Origin of the sequence: Amycolatopsis japonica (genome assembly GCF_000732925.1) — a bacterium.
Lineage (GTDB): Bacteria > Actinomycetota > Actinomycetes > Mycobacteriales > Pseudonocardiaceae > Amycolatopsis > Amycolatopsis japonica.
This window is the reverse complement of the sequence record NZ_CP008953.1, coordinates 5484949-5500293: the sequence shown is the minus strand read 5'-3', so window position 1 is coordinate 5500293 and position 15345 is coordinate 5484949. Positions and strand designations below refer to the sequence as shown.

Genomic DNA, 15345 nt, shown 5'->3' with positions numbered 1-15345 from the left:
CGGAGTCCGGCGACGGCAGTTGGGCCGTCAGCCGCCGCAGCCGCCTCCACCGCCGCCGCAGGAAGAACCTCCACTGCCGCACGAGGAGCCTCCGCCGCCGCACGAGGAACCGGCGACGTACATGCCGCCTCCGCCGCACGTGCTCGCCGTACCGGCGAAGAGCCTGGCCTTCGTGCCGCCGGTCCTGATCAGCGTCAGCGCGACGACCTTGTCCGGGAAGGCCTGCCAGCCGTTGAGCGCCACCCGCCCGGCCGCGGTGCGGGCCAGGCCGCGGTCCCAGTCGCCGTACCGGAGCGCCAGTGTGCCCGCGGCGGTCGCCCGGCCGGATCCGTCCGGCCATTGCCGCCACGCGGCCAGGCCGATCGCGCCGATCACCCCGACGATCAGGACCACGAGGGCGCCGACCGGCCGGTGCAGCGGTACGGCGTTCGCCAGCCGCACGATCCCCAAGGCCAAGACGGCCACGGACAAGGCGATCGCGTACTGCCAGCCCATCCGGCGGTGTTTCTCCGCGACCAGCAGACCCCGTTGCTCGAGATCGGCGCGCAACGCCCGGACGACCTCGTGCCGAACCATCTCCGAGCGCAGCTCACGCAGGCCGGTCCCGTTGCCGTGGACGAGCGAGACGACCGCGCGCTCGAAGGGGTCGGCGGGCGCCGGCTCGACCGGGTGCAGGAGGCCGCGTCCGTCCGGCCGCAGGGAGTGCCTCGCGATCAGGCCCGCGACGGCGGTGTCGGTGACCCGCTCCGCGCCGTCCGCCAACGCGGCCAGGTGATAGAGACCGGGCACCGTCCTGGCACCGGTGTCACGGCGCAGCCACCACTCGTTCGCCACGGCGAGCGCGACCGGCAGTACGGCACAGACTCCGTACAACCACGCGAAAGCCGGTCCGGAGATCCCCCAAGGGTCGTTCATAGGACACCGCCCTCCCCGACGCTGTTCTTGTTCCTCGTGAACGCGTCGAGAAGGGCGGTGGTTCGCTTCGTTCGGTTACGACTCGGGAACGAGCTTCAGCGAGATCGAGTTGATGCAGTACCGCTGATCCGTCGGCGTGGCGTAACCCTCGCCTTCGAAGACGTGCCCGAGGTGGCTGTGGCACGACTTGCACAGCACCTCGATCCGGCGCATCCCCATGGTGGTGTCCTCGCGGAGGAGGACGGCGTCGGTGTCGGCCGGGTCGTAGAACGACGGCCAGCCGCAGTGGCTCTCGAATTTCGTGTCGCTGCGGAACAGCTCGGCGCCACAGGCTCGGCACTGGTAGACACCGGTGGTCTTCTCATCGGTGTACTCACCGGTGAAGGGGCGCTCGGTGCCCGCCTGGCGAAGGACGGCGTACTCGTCGGGGCTGAGCTGCTCCCGCCATTCCTGCTCGGACTTGACCACGCGCGGCGTGGCTCCGACAACGGGTTTCATGCCTTTCACCGGTTCCACGTTACCCCGCGAGCCACGCGATGGCCCGGCCGATGATGTCCCATGCGGTGACCATCACGCCGAGCACGATGAGGACCACGACCAGTGCCGAAACCCACCAGCGCAGGCCGCCGAGCCGGTTGCTGGAGTCGGCGAAATCGGAGACACCGTCGAGGCAGGCCTCCACGGTGAAGTTCGGCCCGCAGCGCTCGATGCGGTCCAGGTGCTCGGCGAAGGCCCGGGCCTCGGGGTCGTGCGGGTCGAGGCCTACCAGGTCTTCCTGGAAGCGAGGATTCTGGCGAGGTCCGAAAGGTCCGCTATCGGCCATACCGGCAACAGTAAGCCACGATCGGCGATTGGCCTACCACCAGCGAGGCGGGTCTCACCCCCGCCACGCTGCGTCAATTGCCGAGTACTCGCGTGTCGGCGTCGATGTAGTACTGCCCGCCGACCTGGACCACGCGCAGCGCCGGCCGCGGGCCGCCGTTGATCGTGATGTTCATGTCGATCGACCCGTCGGGGTTTCCGCCGCCGCTGTCGGCTCGTGCCTTTTCGGAGCCGGTGACCTTGTGCGCGGCCCAGTATTCGGCGAAAGCCTGCTCGGAGCCGTACACGGCCTTCGCCGCGTCAGTGAGCTTGTTCCAGCTCGCGGACGTGCCGATCTTGCCGGTGTCGAAGAAGTCCAGGAGGAAGCTGCCCACGCTGGAGTAGCTGGTGACCTTTTCGCTGGGGGTCTTCCCCAGGCCCGCAGGCGCGGGACGCGACGAGGACGGGGCGCTCGACTTGGGCGCCGAGGTGCCCGGCTGCGGGTTCGCCCCGGCGTTGTTCCCACCCGGGGTGTTGCCCCCGTTGCTCGAGTTCAGGATCAGGAACACGATCACGGCGATCACCACGACCGCGGCACCGGCGCCCGCGAACAGGACGGCCTTGCGCTTCGCGTCGGTCGGCTTGGCGGGCGACGGGCGCATCGGGGCGGCCGCGGACGGCGGCGGGCTCATCGCGGCGACCGGACGCGGCGGGGTGTTCGGCGGGGCGGACGGCGAGCGCATCGGGATGAACGCGGCGGTCGGCGTGTGGGTCTTGGTGGGTTGCGGAGGAGCCGCGGCGGAGGGGACCGGCTTGTCGGTCCGCTGCCACGGCGGGCGGTCTCCGCCGGGGATGCCGTGTCCGGGGGTCTCGGGCACGGCGGGCTGTCTACCGCCGCCCGCTCCGAAAAGCCGCGGCGAGGCGGCCGTACCCGCACCGGATTCGTTCGCCGCCAGCGCGGCGAGGCGCTCCCTGGCCTCGGCCATGGTCGGGCGCTCGGTCGGCTCGGTGCGCAGCAGGCTCATCAGCAGCGCCGTCGCGGCACCCGCCTGCTGCGGCGGGTTGATCTGGCCGTTCGCGGCCGCGTACAGCAGCGCGAGCTGGTTGGAGCTGTTCCCGTACGGCGTCTGGCCCTCGATCGCCTGGTAGAGCGTCGCGCCGAGCGCGAAGACGTCGGAGCTGGGCACCGGGTCCGAACCGCGCGCCAGCTCGGGTGCGAGGTACGCCGGGGTGCCGCCGATCAGGCCGGTCTGGGTGAGCGTCATGTCACCCGCCGCGCGGGAGATGCCGAAGTCGGTGATCTTCGCGGTGCCGGACTCGTCGATCAGGATGTTGCCCGGTTTGACGTCGCGGTGCACGATCCCGGCGCGGTGCGCGGCGACCAGCGCCGACGCGACCTGCTCGCCGATCTTCGCGACGCGCCCCAGCGGCAGCGTGCCTTCGTCGGAGATGATCGCCGAGAGGCTCGGGCCGTTCAGGTACTCCATCACCAGGCAGGGGTCGCCGCCGTGCTCGGCGATGTCGAACACCACGATCGCGTTCGGGTGCTGGAACCGGGCCGCGTTCTTCGCCTCGCGCATGGCGCGCTGGCGCATGTTGTCGCGTTCGGCCTCGGAGACACCCGGCTGCGGGAGGATCTGCTTGACCGCCACCGAGCGCTCGAGGCGGACATCGATGGCACGCCAGACCACCCCCATGGCACCGCTACCAATTTGCTCGACCAGGCGATAGTGCCCAGCGATCAGCTGACCGGTGTCGATGGCGACTGCTCCTGACACATTCTCCGGGTGATGGTGGCGTTACGCGGCCTGACAGGTCCCGCGCACCCGATCGAGTGTAGCGGGCGGCGGTTTCGGCTCCCCGTCAGCTCGCCGGTGCGGAGGCGGGCAATTCTTCCTCGCCGCTCGGTTCGGGTAGCGGAGGGGCCTTGCGCCGGAAGACCTTGACCAGCCCGATGGCCCCCGCGGCGGCGAAGACGGCGTAACAGATCAGCAGGGCGGGAGGTGTTTCCCCGGTCAGCGCGTCGCCGAGGACGACGACGGCGACCGTACCCGGCAGGCTGCCGAGCGCGGTCCCGATCAGATACGGGGCGAAACGAACAGATGACACTCCGCACAGGTAACTGAACGGAGCGAACGGCACCATCGGGATCAGCCGTAAGGAGGTGATCGCCAGGACTCCGCCGTCCGAAAGCCGGTCGTTGACGGCGCGGACCTTGGCCCGGTGCAGGTGCCGGGTGACCAGATCGCGGCCGAGTGCCCGCGAAAGAGCGAACGAGAGCCCCGAGGCGACCGTGGTCGCCAGGATGCCGACGACGATCCCCGTCGTGGCGCCGAGCAGCAGCCCGCCGGCCAGGTTGAACACGGTGCGCGGGATCGGCGCCACCGTCAGCACCGAATAGACCAGGAAGAACACCAGCGGGGTGGCCGGTCCGGTCTCGGCGGCCCAGGCCCGCAACCCGGCCGGACTCGGGATCGGCAGCAGCACCGCCGCCGCCACGAACAGGGCGAGTACGGCGAGCGCGAGGATTAATTTGGTACGCCCGGACACCGCGTCCACCGTACCGTGTCCGCCGTGATCGACACCGAGGCGCTGCGGGCACAGCCCGAACTCACCGGCGAGAACGTCGTGCTCACCCAGCTCGACGAGACCTATTTCGAACCCGCGTGGCAGGCGGTGCACGAACCGGAGGGCACCCGGTTCACCGGAACGCACGCGACGTTCACCGAGGAGCAGATCCGCACCTGGCTCTCGTCCCGGCCGGGCCTCGACGACCGGGCCGACTACGCGATCCTGCGCAAGGACGACCGCGTCTATCTAGGAGACGTCGTGCTCAACGACGTCGACGCGGACAACCGCTCGGCCTCGTTCCGGATCGCCCTGACCGGGCCCGACGTCTTCGGCAAGGGATACGGCACCGAGGCGACGAAGCTCATCCTGGACTTCGCGTTCGACGTCGTCGGCCTCCATCGTGTCTCGCTCGAGGTCTTCGACTTCAACCCCCGTGCGCAGCGGGTCTACGAGAAGTCCGGGTTCGTCCGCGAAGGTCTCCAACGCGACGCGTTGTGGTGGGACGGCGAATGGCACGACGCGATCAGCATGGCAATCCTGGAGACCGATCCCCGGCCCTGATCGGCGATACGGTGGGCGCATGCCCAAGAACGGTGAGCCGATCGAGGTCGAGGCAGGCGGACGCAAGGTCCGGGTGTCCAGCCCGGACAAGGTGTACTTCCCGGCCCGGGGGATCACGAAGCGCCAGGTCGTGGAGCACTACGTCGCGGTCGGAGTGCCGTTGCTGCGCGCGATCGGGGAGCGGCCGACGACGCTGAAGCGCTACGTCGACGGCGTCGAGGGCGAGTGGTTCTACGCCAAGCGCGTGCCGAAGGGCGCCCCGGACTGGGTGGAGACCGCGAAGATCACCTTCCCGTCGGGCCGGACGGCCGAGGAGGTCTGCCCGACCGAACCCGCCGTGTTCGCGTGGGCGGCGAATCTGGGCACCTTCGACTTCCACCCGTGGCCGGTGCGGCGGCCCGACGTCGACCATCCCGACGAACTCCGCATCGACGTGGATCCGCCGGACGAGGCCGGTTTCTCCGACGCGGTCGAGGTCGCGGGCGTGGTCCGCGAGGTCCTCGGCTCGGCGGGCCTGACCGGCTACCCGAAGACCTCGGGCGGCCGCGGGGTGCACGTCCTGGTGCGGATCCGGCCGGAATGGGACTTCATCGACGTCCGGCACGCGGTGATCGCGCTGGGCCGCGAGGTCGAGCGCCGGATCCCGGAGAAGGCCACCATCGCGTGGTGGAAGGAAGAACGCGGCGGCCGGGTCTTCATCGACTACAACCAGGCGGCGCGCGATCGCACGGTCGCGTCGTCCTGGTCGGTCCGCGGCACCCCGCGGGCGACGGTGTCGACGCCGCTGACCTGGGATCTGCTGACCGAAGTCGATCCCGACGACTTCGACGTCCTCACCGCGGGCGCCTTCTACGCCGAGCGCGGCGACCTCCACGCGCCGATGGACGAGCAGGCGTTCGGCATCGAGACGCTGCTGGACTGGTACGCGCGGGACGAACGCGACCACGGCCTCGGCGAGATGCCGTATCCGCCGGATTACCCGAAAATGCCCGGTGAGCCGAAGCGCGTTCAGCCGAGCAAGGCGCGCGACGACACTTAGGCCCGCGTGAACTCACACCCCGCGACCTGGACGTACTCGCCTTTGCGCGCGGTGAATCGCGCGGCGCCCGTGGTCAGCTGGTCGGCCACGATCTTCGACGCGCCTTCGGGCCGGAGCCGCGCCCAGTAGCAGTGCCCGTTTCCGCCCGGTGCCGGTCCGGGGGAGCGGTACGAGCCCGCTCGGATGTCCGTGCCGACCAGATAGGTCCCGTCGGCGAAGCGGTCCGCGAGGGGAGCGACGGCCGTGCGTCCCGAGGTGACCGGCGGTGCCGGGACGGTCACGGTCGGCGCGGGCGCGGCCTCCGCCGTGACGGTCACCGTCGCCGGGGTGGCCGGCGCGGCGACGGGCTCACCCGGCCGGGTGGCCGCCACCACACCGGTGCCGGCGCCCAAAGTGAGCGCGACGGCGAGGCCCGCCACGACGGGGAACGCATTTCGTGACGAGTTGTGCGGTATCGGTGACAAATTCGCGCCCGCCATCCGTGTCTTCTTCGTTTTGCTCGCGGAGTGATTGCGCTTTCGTGTCGATCTAGAAACCTGTTACCGCTCCACCCGTGACCGATACGAGACTGTGTGACGCGTGGGACTCAGCCGTAACGCAGGGCTTCCTGCCAGCGACATTTCCCTCCGAACACTAGGCTGGGGGAGACGAAGGAGTACCCGTGGACGACCTGATCGCCTTCCTCGCCGCGCGTGTGGGGCAACGCCAGGCGTTGATCATGCAGGCGGTCAAGAAAACCGAGATCAACGAATCGCTCAATCGTGGTGAGACCAAGGTCGTCATCGAAAAGAAGATCCGCTCGCTCAACGACATCGAACTCGACGCGGTCAACCAGATGATCAACGAGATCGAGGCGACCCGGCGGCTCCTGCAGGCGCATCGCACCACGGTTTCGGAGAAGGTCCCGGGATTCCCCTTGTACGGCAACGAGTACTGGTGCGAGACGTGCCATGTGCCCGCCGACGAGGCAGGCACGAACTGGTGCCTGACCCTGCGGCTGCTGGCGCTGCCGCACGCCGACCACCCGGACTACAGCGAGCGCTGGCGCCCCTGAGCGGGGAATGCCCGCCGGGCCCGGACGCGTTGACCCGAGGGTGATCACGCTTTCGGTACTGGACCGGTCCCCGACCCGCCGCGGCGGCGACGCGCCCCGCGCCTTGCGGGACACGGTCGCCTTCGCGCGGGACATCGAAGCCTTGGGCTATCACCGGTTCTGGGTGTCGGAACACCACAGCGTGCCCGGTGTCGCCGGTTCGGCGCCCACCGTCCTGGCCGCGGCGGTCGCCTCGGCGACCGAGCGGATCCGGGTCGGCACCGGCGGCGTGATGCTGCCCAACCACCGGCCGCTCGTGGTCGCGGAACAGTTCGGCGTGCTCGAATCGCTCTTCCCCGGCCGGATCGACATGGGGCTGGGGCGTTCCGTCGGGTTCACCGGCGGGGTGCGGCAGGCGCTCGGGCACGAGAAGGACGACGCCGACCGCTTCGGCGAGCAGGTCCGCGAACTGCTGGGCTTCCTCGCGGGCGATCAGACGACGTATCCGGGCGTGCACGCCATCCCGGCGGAAGGTCTGCGCGTGCCCGCGTTCCTGCTGGCCACCGGCGCCGGGGCGCGGCTGGCCGCGGAACTGGGGCTGCCGCTGGTGATCGCGCCGGTCCGGGGCGAGGGTCCGCTGCTCGAAGCGATCGAGGGGTATCGGTCCGGGTTCCGGCCTTCCCCTCAGGCTTCGCGGCCGTACGTCGTGGTGTCCACGGCCATCGCGGTCGCCGAGACGGCCGAACGGGCCCGGCGGTTGCTGATCCCCGAAGCGTGGTCGACCGTTTATTCGCGCACGCACGGCGTCTTCCCGCCCTTGTCACCGGTGGAGGAGATCCTCGCCGGGCCGCTGTCGGACCGCGACCGGGACCGGCTGGACCGGGCGCTCGACGGTCAGCTCGCCGGCACCCCGGACGAGGTGGGCGACCGGCTGGCGGACCTCGTCACCAAGACCGGCGCCGACGAGATCCTGGTGACCACCAGCACTTTCGACCAGGCGGAGCGGCTGGAGTCCTATCGCGCGCTGGCCGAGGTCGCCGACCTTCGCAGCCTGGCGGCCGTGTCGTGACCTTTGCTAGGGTCACGGCCATGACTGCCGGGTCGGCCTCGTGCCGTGAGCGGACGGGTTCCCCGGCCGCCGCTTGATCTCCGCGCGGGCCCGCAGCCCGCCTCCGCGTAGGTGTCCCCCCTGTGGACCATGCGCGGAAAGGAGGTGAATCGCATGTCTCCCACCGAGAATTGGCGCGAGTTCGTCGTCGCGCACGCCGACGGCGGCGTTCTGGACGGAGTCGTCACCCGGGTGCTGCCGTTCGGCGCGTTCGTCGAAGTGGCCCCCGGGATGGAGGGGCTGCTGCCGACCGTCGGCGGAACCGGCCCGTTCGCCGCCGGGGCGGCCGTCGCGGTGCGGCTGGACAAACTGGACGTCCAGAACCGCCGGTTCAGCCTGACCCTGGCCTGACCCCACGCGTTTCGTCCTCTGAATGCGGTACTTGCACACGCAAGGACCGCATCCAGAGGACTGAATGCGGGACGGGAAACCCTAGAGGCGCAAGAGGAGCTGGGTGAGCATGCGCTGAGCGGGGTCGTCCAGGTCGATCCCGGACACCTCGCCGGCGCGGCGCACCCGGTACCGGACCGTGTTCGGATGGATGTTCAGCTCGCGCGCCGCGCGCCGGACGTCCCCGAACGCGTCGAGGTACGCGAGCACGGCGGGCACCAGGATCCCGCCGTGCTCCGCGTCGTGCGCGATCAGTTCGGTCAGCCGAGGATCGCGGATCCTCGGCTGCTCGCCGAGGAACGCGAGTACCTCCGAGAGCAGGACTTCGGCGCGGACGTCGGCCAGCGAGGCGACGTCCGCGGTCTCGTGCCCGCGCGCCATCGTCGCCAGCACGCGGTCCGCGTCGCCGCGCGAGGCCGCCGCGTCCGAGAGCCGGGGCACGGCACCGCCGAGCGCCGCGCGCACCCGGACGTCGAGATGCCGTTGCGCGGTACCGACGATTTCCTTGGCCAGCGCCAGGATCCGCGCTTCCGCGTGCTCGGGGAGGTCGGGAAGGAGCGCGTAGACCCGGCCGCCGATCACGCTCACCAGCGCGCTCCGCCGGTACGCGGCGGTGTGCACGGTGATCAGGTGCACCAGCTCGGCGCGCCGCAGCTGCCGGTCGGTCGCGGCCCGGTCGCGGGGGAGCGAGAACGCCAGCACCATGGCGGGTTTCCCGGGATCCGCGCCGATGTCGTCGGCGACGGACTCGGCGTCGACGCGGCCGTCGAGCAGGCCCGCCAGCAGATCCTCGCGCAGCCGGAGTTCGGGGCTGGGCAGCGTCCGGTGGCGGATCAGCTGCGGCGCCAGCGCCCGGCTCGCCCCGAGCAACGCGACCTCCGCGCTTTCGGTGAGCGGATGCGCGCCCTCCTGGACCCAGATCGTTCCCAGCGGCTGCGATCCGGCGTGGATCCCGGCCGCGATCCGCCGCCGGATGCCGAGATCGGGCCGCTCGTCGATGCGGACGATGCCTTCACCGGCGCGAAGCCGCTGGTAGACGCCCCATTCACGCAACATCGCGAGATACCGTTCCGGGCCTTCGCGCCCGAGGATCGAAAGCCGGCGCAGTTCGTCCACCTCGTCGCCCGCCCGCGAATAGGCCAGCACACGGCTCGCGGTGTCCTCGATGCTGACCAGGCCGCCGGTCAGCGTCGCGATGGTCTGCGCGAGCGAGAACAGATCGCCCAGCACCTCGCCGCTGTCTGCCTCGCCACCCGCGCGCGCCGCGTCGACCACGCCCCTGGCCAGTGCTTCGACCTGCTCCCAGCGCGCCTCGTGACCGACCTCGATCAGCGCGATCCCCGCGTCGGCCGCGACGTTGACGACGGCCGAGCCGGTCTTGACCGCGACGGCGGCCGCGCCGGACCGCCCCGCCGCCCGGATCGCGCCGGAGGCCGAGCGTCCGCGAGCGCCGATCACCAGGACGAGGTCACCCGGATGGGCGTCGGGTGGATCCTCCGGATCGTGGATGACCACGTCCTCCACCTGGACGCCGAGCCCGGCGGGGGCCGCGAGCACTCTGACCAGCGGTTCCCCGAGCGTGGCGAGGACATGCCGGAGTGAGGCGCCTGTGGTCGTATCCGTGGTCAGGTCATCACCGAATTAAGCCGATCGGACAAGATGGTCACCCCGATTCTAGCCAGTCGAACAAGCCGCAGCGAAGCCGTCCGGTCTACCGTTCGGGGTGAGACCTCTATCCGGCGAAGTGAAGTCAGGAGCAGTCAGTGGACGCCGTGACCCAGACCCCCGCCCCGAAGAACGAGCCGGTGCTGAACTACGCGCCGGGCAGCGCTGAGCGCGCTGAACTCGAGGGCGCGCTCAAGTTGCTGGGCAACGCCGACCCCATCGACATCACCGCGACGATCGGTGGTGAGCAGCGCAAGGGCGGCGGCGAGAAGATCGAGGTCGTCCAGCCGCACAACCACAAGGCCGTGCTGGGCGTCATCCACAGTGCGACCGCGCAGGACACCCAGGACGCGATCGCCGCCGCCAAGGCCGCCGCTCCCGGCTGGCGCGCGCTGTCCTTCGACGACCGCGCCGCCATCATCCTGCGCGCCGCCGACTTGCTCGCCGGCCCGTGGCGCGCCAAGCTGAACGCCGCCACCATGCTCGGCCAGTCGAAGACCGCCTTCCAGGCCGAGATCGACTCCGCCTGCGAGCTCATCGACTTCTGGCGCTTCAACGTCGCGTTCGGCCGTCAGATCCTCGCCGAGCAGCCGGTCAGCTCGCCCGGCATCTGGAACCGGATGGAGCACCGCCCGCTCGAGGGCTTCGTGTACGCCATCACCCCGTTCAACTTCACCGCGATCTCCGGCAACCTGCCGACCGCGCCCGCGCTGATGGGCAACGTGGTGCTGTGGAAGCCGTCGCCTACGCAGAGCTACGCCGCGCACATGCTGATGCGGCTGCTCGAAGAAGCCGGTATGCCGCCGGGCGTGATCAACCTGCTGCCGGGTGACGGCAAGGCCGTCTCCGAGGTCGCCCTGACCCACCGCGACCTGGCCGGGATCCACTTCACCGGTTCGACCGCGACCTTCCAGCACCTGTGGGCCACCGTCGGCGCCAACATCTCCGGCTACCGCACGTACCCGCGCCTGGTCGGCGAGACCGGCGGCAAGGACTTCGTGCTCGCGCACGCCTCCGCCGACGTCGACATCCTGCGCACCGCGCTGATCCGCGGCGCCTTCGAGTACCAGGGCCAGAAGTGCTCGGCCGCGTCCCGCGCCTACGTCCCGCGGTCGCTCTGGGCGAGCCTGAAGGACGAGCTGGTCTCCGAGACCGAGGCCATCACCTACGGCGACGTCAACGACCTGACCAACTTCGGTGGCGCCGTGATCGACCGCCGCGCCTTCGACAAGCACGCCGCCGTACTGAAGAACGCGGCCGAGGACCCCGAGATCGAGGTCATCGCCGGTGGCACCGCCGATGACAGCGTCGGCTACTTCGTGCGCCCGACGATCCTGGTGTCGGACAACCCGGACCACGAGATCTTCCGTACCGAGTACTTCGGTCCGATCCTCGCGCTCCACGTGTACGAGGATGAGGACTTCGACAAGGTGCTGAAGCTGGTCGACGAGACCGCCGCCTACGCGCTCACCGGCGCGGTCATCGCGAACGACCGCACCGCCGTCGCGAAGGCGTCCGAGGCGCTGCGCTTCGCCGCCGGCAACTTCTACGTGAACGACAAGCCGACCGGCGCGGTCGTCGGCCAGCAGCCCTTCGGCGGCGGCCGCGCGTCCGGCACCAACGACAAGGCCGGTTCGGTGTTCAACCTGCTCCGCTGGACGAGCCCGCGCTCGGTCAAGGAGACCTTCGTCCCGCCCACCAGCGTCCGTTACCCCCACCAGGGCTGAGAACCAGGAGTTCGTGATGTTGCGTGCCCCGTTGCTCGCCGCCGCTCGATCCCAGCGGATGCGCAAGCTGGTCGAGGTCGTCCCCGCCACCCGATCGGTGGTCAGCCGGTTCGTCGCCGGCGCGAAGACGCCCGACGCCGCCCGGGTGGTCCGCGAACTGGCCGACGACGGCCTCCGGGTCACCCTCGACCACCTCGGCGAGGACACCACCGACGCCGAGCAGGCCGCGACGACCGTCCGCGCCTACGAGGAACTGCTGACCGCGCTGGCGGCCGACGGCCTCGCGTTCGGCGCGGACGTGTCGGTGAAGCTGTCCGCGGTGGGCCAGTTCCTGCCCGCCGACGGCGAGAAGGTCGCGCTGGAGAACGCCCGCAAGATCTGCGCGGCGGCCGAAGCGGTCGGTGCCACGGTGACCCTCGACATGGAGGACCACACCACCACCGACTCGACGCTGGGCATCCTCAGGGAACTGCGCACCGAGTACCCGTGGGTCGGCGCGGTGCTGCAGGCCTACCTGCGGCGCACCGAGCAGGACTGCCGGGACCTGGCTGTCGAAGGATCCCGTGTCCGGCTGTGCAAGGGCGCGTACGCCGAACCCGAGGAGGTCGCGTTCCAGGACAAGTCCGAAGTGGACAAGTCCTACGTGCGCTGCCTGAAGATCCTCATGCAGGGCAAGGGTTATCCGATGGTCGCCTCGCACGACCCGAGGATGATCGCGATCGCCGAGAAGCTCGCGGCGGACGCGGGCCGCAAAGCGGACGACCACGAATTCCAGATGCTGTACGGGATCCGTCCCGAAGAGCAGCGCCGGATCGCGGGCGACGGCGAGACGATGCGCGTCTACGTCCCCTACGGCGACGAATGGTACGGCTATTTCATGCGCAGGCTGGCGGAACGCCCGGCGAACCTGGCGTTCTTCCTGCGCGGACTCGCCACCAAGGGCTGACCCGGTCCCGAGTGGCACTGTTCCGCTGAAGTACAAAGGGGCCCTGTCCGGCGAAATCCGCCGGGCAGGGCCCCTTCTTCGTGCTCGTCAGGCCTCCTGGGCCTCTTCCTTGAGCTTGTCCATGTCGATGTCGCGCGCCTGCTGGATGAGGTCTTCGAGCGTCTTCTCCGGCAGCGCGCCCGGCTGGGCGTAGATCACCGTCTTGTCGCGGATGACCGCGAGGGTGGGGATCGAGCGCACGTCGAAGGCGGCGGCCAGCTGCTGCTCGGCCTCGGTGTCGACACTCGCGAACACGATGTCGTCGTGGTTCTCCGACACCTTCTCGTAGGTCGGCGCGAACTGACGGCACGGCATGCACCAGCCGGCCCAGAAGTCGATGATGACGAAGTCGTTGTCGGACACGACCTGGTCGAAGTTGGCGGCGGTCAGCTCCACAGTGCTCATGCCCGGCGTAACGAATCGGGCGGGACGCGCATTCCCGGGATTGCGCGTAGCGTCTCGGATGGAGCAACCCACGTTTCGCGGGAGGTGCGTATGGCCGACGGGGACATCCTCAGCCGGATCGACGAACTGGTCAGCGAGGAGCACGAACTCCGTTCGCGGGCGATCGGCACCGGGCTCAGCTCGGACGACCGGTCCCGCCTCGCGAGCGTGGAGCAGCAGCTGGACCAGTGCTGGGACCTGCTGCGGCAGCGGCGGGCGCGGGTCGAGTTCGACGAAGACCCGGATCAGGCTTCGGCGCGGCCGGTGTCGGAGGTGGAGTCGTACCGGCAGTAGCCGTTTCGGTCCCGGCTGACGCCATGAAAGGTCCTTTCCTTGCAAATTTTGCAAGGAAAGGACCTTTCATGGCACGCGGGTGGGGAGTGTGGGCGCGGGTGAGGTTGTGAAAGCCACTTTCGCAACCTTCAACGTTGCGAAAGTGGCTTTCGCAACGCGTCATGACACTTCAAGAGGCACGCGGGTGGGGAGTCAGGCCGGGCAGAGGGTCCCGTCGACGGGCACCTTCCCGTCGATCAGGAACGCCCGCGTCGCGTCCGCCACGCACGGCGAGAGGCTCAGCGCGCCGTGCCCGGCGCCCTGCCAGGTGATCGTGACCGCGCTCGGCATCTGGTCGGCGGCCCGGCCGGTGCCCTGTTCCGGGGTGACCGGGTCGGTCGCGGTGCCCGCGACGAGCATCGGCGGCGCACCCGGCGCGCCCGCGGGCGGGAGCGGTTCGCGGCGCACGGGCCACGGGCTGCACCAGGCCAGTTGCTGCGCGGCGAAGACGCCGAACTGCGGGTACTTGTCGCGCAGTGTCGTGGTCACGCGCGTGAGCTCCTCGGCCGAGAGCCGGGTCGCGCTGTCGTTGCACTTGGTCGCGAGCGTGCCGTCCAGCCGTGACGGCCGCGCCCGGGAGTCCTTCAGCACCGGTTCGGCGAACGCGGCCAGCGGGGTGACGTCGCCGGTCTGCGCGGTCTTGAGCGCCTCGGCGAGTTCCACCCAGCGCGAGCGCTGCGCGAGCCCGGAGTAGATGGCGTACAGCGCGATCCCCGGCGTGATCTCCGCACCGTCGGTGGTCGTCGCGGAAGCCGAGCGGAGCCGGTCCGCGACGGCGGACACGGCCGAGCGGGCATCGCCGATCGGGCAGCCTCGCGCGATGCAGTCGGCGCCGAAAGCGTCGAGGGTCGCCTGCGCGCTCGCGGCGACCTGTTCCTGTACCGCGGCCGCGTCCGGGGCGGGGTCGGGCAGTCCGTCGAGCATCACCCGGCCGACCTGCGCCGGGAACCGCACGGCGTATTCGGCGAGGACCTTCGAACCGTCGCCGCGCCCGAGCGCGTGCAGTTTGTCCATGCCCAGTTGCTCGCGGAGTTCTTCGAGGTCGCCCGCGGCCCGCCAGCTGTCCATCGCGACCTGCGAGTCGTCCAGTTCGATGGCGCACTGCTGACCGGCCTTGCGCGCCGCGTCGACGACGCCTTCGAGGTCGGCGGCCGTCGGATCGCCGCCCAGCAGATCGGTGCGGATCTCCGCCGGAATGCACTGCACCGGCGCGGACGCCCCGGTCCCGCGCCGGTCCACCCCGATCAGGGAGAACTTCTGCAGGAACTCGGGCGGTAGCGTCGCGGCCAGCCGCGCGGCGTACAGAGACCCCGGCTCACCGTCGACGTCGTTGACCACGACGAGCGGGATGGGCCCGCCGCCGGTCTTGACCACCGACAGCCGCGAGAGCCCGCGGCCGGGCAGGTCCGGCGCGTCGAGCGTGGTGGGCACCCTGGCGCAGGAGAACTTCAGCGTGTCCGGCACGGACGGCTGACCCAGCCGCTGCCGGGTCGCCTCGTCGCAGTCCTCCCATTTGATCGACGGCGACCGAGGTTCGGCGAGCGGCGGCAGCGGCACTTGCTGCGCAGTCGTCTGGCCGCCGGGATCCGGCTTGCCGTCGTTGTCGATCACCGCGGGCCGGACCGACGGCCCGGCGGTGCAGCCCGCGAGCACGGCCGCCACCACGGTGGTCGTCAGGATCAGCCGTGGCGTGCGGCGGGCGGTGCTCACGGGCTGGTCCTCACTTCCAAGGCATGACAAAGCTCGGAACAGAGCTTCGCAGGTCGGATGTCA

Annotated in this window: 17 protein-coding genes; 8 read left to right on the top strand and 9 right to left on the bottom strand. The window is 70.3% G+C overall.

Annotation, left to right across the window (positions count from 1 at the left end; genetic code table 11):
* Positions 1–27: 27 nt before the first annotated feature.
* The 5 genes from AJAP_RS25300 to AJAP_RS25280 all read right to left on the bottom strand — a co-directional run bounded on the left by AJAP_RS25300 (position 28) and on the right by AJAP_RS25280 (position 4266).
* Entirely contained in the window at positions 28–915 is an 888-nt protein-coding gene (locus AJAP_RS25300; protein WP_038515724.1) for a TIGR04222 domain-containing membrane protein, read from the bottom strand.
* Between the two features lie 75 nt (positions 916–990).
* Positions 991–1413 (bottom strand): peptide-methionine (R)-S-oxide reductase MsrB, encoded by a 423-nt coding sequence (gene msrB, locus AJAP_RS25295; RefSeq protein WP_034318341.1) that lies wholly within the window; start codon positions 1411–1413, stop codon positions 991–993.
* Positions 1414–1432: 19 nt separating this feature from the next.
* On the bottom strand, positions 1433–1738 hold the full coding sequence (locus AJAP_RS25290) for a hypothetical protein (RefSeq protein ID WP_038515722.1): 306 nt from the start codon (positions 1736–1738) through the stop codon (positions 1433–1435).
* A gap of 73 nt (positions 1739–1811) precedes the next feature.
* Positions 1812–3413 (bottom strand): serine/threonine-protein kinase, encoded by a 1602-nt coding sequence (locus AJAP_RS25285; RefSeq protein WP_038515720.1) that lies wholly within the window; start codon positions 3411–3413, stop codon positions 1812–1814.
* Positions 3414–3579: 166 nt separating this feature from the next.
* Entirely contained in the window at positions 3580–4266 is a 687-nt protein-coding gene (locus tag AJAP_RS25280) for a TVP38/TMEM64 family protein (RefSeq protein ID WP_038523855.1), read from the bottom strand.
* A 24-nt stretch (positions 4267–4290) separates the two neighbouring features.
* Between AJAP_RS25280 and AJAP_RS25275 the strand changes: the two genes are divergently transcribed.
* The gene (locus AJAP_RS25275; protein ID WP_084098715.1) at positions 4291–4848 is read left to right on the top strand and encodes a GNAT family N-acetyltransferase; all 558 of its coding nucleotides are present in this window, start codon (positions 4291–4293) and stop codon (positions 4846–4848) included.
* 19 nt (positions 4849–4867) lie between these two features.
* Positions 4868–5887 (top strand): DNA polymerase domain-containing protein, encoded by a 1020-nt coding sequence (locus tag AJAP_RS25270; protein ID WP_038515716.1) that lies wholly within the window; start codon positions 4868–4870, stop codon positions 5885–5887.
* Here the strand turns inward: AJAP_RS25270 and AJAP_RS25265 are convergent.
* The gene (locus AJAP_RS25265) at positions 5884–6366 is read right to left on the bottom strand and encodes a hypothetical protein (RefSeq protein WP_228694578.1); all 483 of its coding nucleotides are present in this window, start codon (positions 6364–6366) and stop codon (positions 5884–5886) included. The two genes, AJAP_RS25270 and AJAP_RS25265, sit on opposite strands and share 4 nt — an antisense overlap.
* 182 nt (positions 6367–6548) lie before the next feature.
* Here AJAP_RS25265 and AJAP_RS25260 point away from each other — a divergent pair, with 182 nt between their 5' ends.
* From AJAP_RS25260 to AJAP_RS25250, 3 genes are all read left to right on the top strand, one after another.
* Positions 6549–6941, top strand: coding sequence for a DUF6221 family protein (locus AJAP_RS25260; RefSeq protein ID WP_016333007.1), 393 nt, complete (start codon positions 6549–6551; stop codon positions 6939–6941).
* Positions 6942–6948: 7 nt separating this feature from the next.
* On the top strand, positions 6949–7989 hold the full coding sequence (locus AJAP_RS25255; RefSeq protein WP_051972590.1) for an LLM class flavin-dependent oxidoreductase: 1041 nt from the start codon (positions 6949–6951) through the stop codon (positions 7987–7989).
* Positions 7990–8142: 153 nt separating this feature from the next.
* Entirely contained in the window at positions 8143–8379 is a 237-nt protein-coding gene (locus AJAP_RS25250; RefSeq protein ID WP_038515710.1) for a S1 RNA-binding domain-containing protein, read from the top strand.
* An 81-nt stretch (positions 8380–8460) separates the two neighbouring features.
* Here the strand turns inward: AJAP_RS25250 and AJAP_RS25245 are convergent, their stop codons facing one another.
* On the bottom strand, positions 8461–9975 hold the full coding sequence (locus AJAP_RS25245; protein WP_038515708.1) for a PucR family transcriptional regulator: 1515 nt from the start codon (positions 9973–9975) through the stop codon (positions 8461–8463).
* 206 nt (positions 9976–10181) lie between these two features.
* Here AJAP_RS25245 and pruA point away from each other — a divergent pair, with 206 nt between their 5' ends.
* Positions 10182–11810, top strand: a complete 1629-nt coding sequence (gene pruA / locus AJAP_RS25240; RefSeq protein WP_038515706.1) for an L-glutamate gamma-semialdehyde dehydrogenase — start codon at positions 10182–10184, stop codon at positions 11808–11810.
* A 16-nt stretch (positions 11811–11826) separates the two neighbouring features.
* Complete coding sequence (locus tag AJAP_RS25235) at positions 11827–12756, top strand: proline dehydrogenase family protein (protein WP_038515704.1); 930 nt, start codon at positions 11827–11829, stop codon at positions 12754–12756.
* 87 nt (positions 12757–12843) lie between these two features.
* Here AJAP_RS25235 and AJAP_RS25230 read toward each other — a convergent pair whose 3' ends face one another.
* A complete protein-coding gene (locus AJAP_RS25230) occupies positions 12844–13200 on the bottom strand; it encodes a thioredoxin family protein (RefSeq protein WP_038515702.1) in 357 nt (118 codons plus the stop codon).
* 90 nt (positions 13201–13290) lie between these two features.
* On the opposite strand from AJAP_RS25230, the gene AJAP_RS25225 reads away from it, so the two are divergent.
* Positions 13291–13533, top strand: coding sequence for a DUF2630 family protein (locus tag AJAP_RS25225; RefSeq protein ID WP_037343824.1), 243 nt, complete (start codon positions 13291–13293; stop codon positions 13531–13533).
* A 192-nt stretch (positions 13534–13725) separates the two neighbouring features.
* Here the strand turns inward: AJAP_RS25225 and AJAP_RS25220 are convergent, their stop codons facing one another.
* Positions 13726–15282 (bottom strand): alpha/beta hydrolase, encoded by a 1557-nt coding sequence (locus tag AJAP_RS25220; protein WP_038515700.1) that lies wholly within the window; start codon positions 15280–15282, stop codon positions 13726–13728.
* Between the last annotated feature and the right edge of the window lie 63 nt (positions 15283–15345).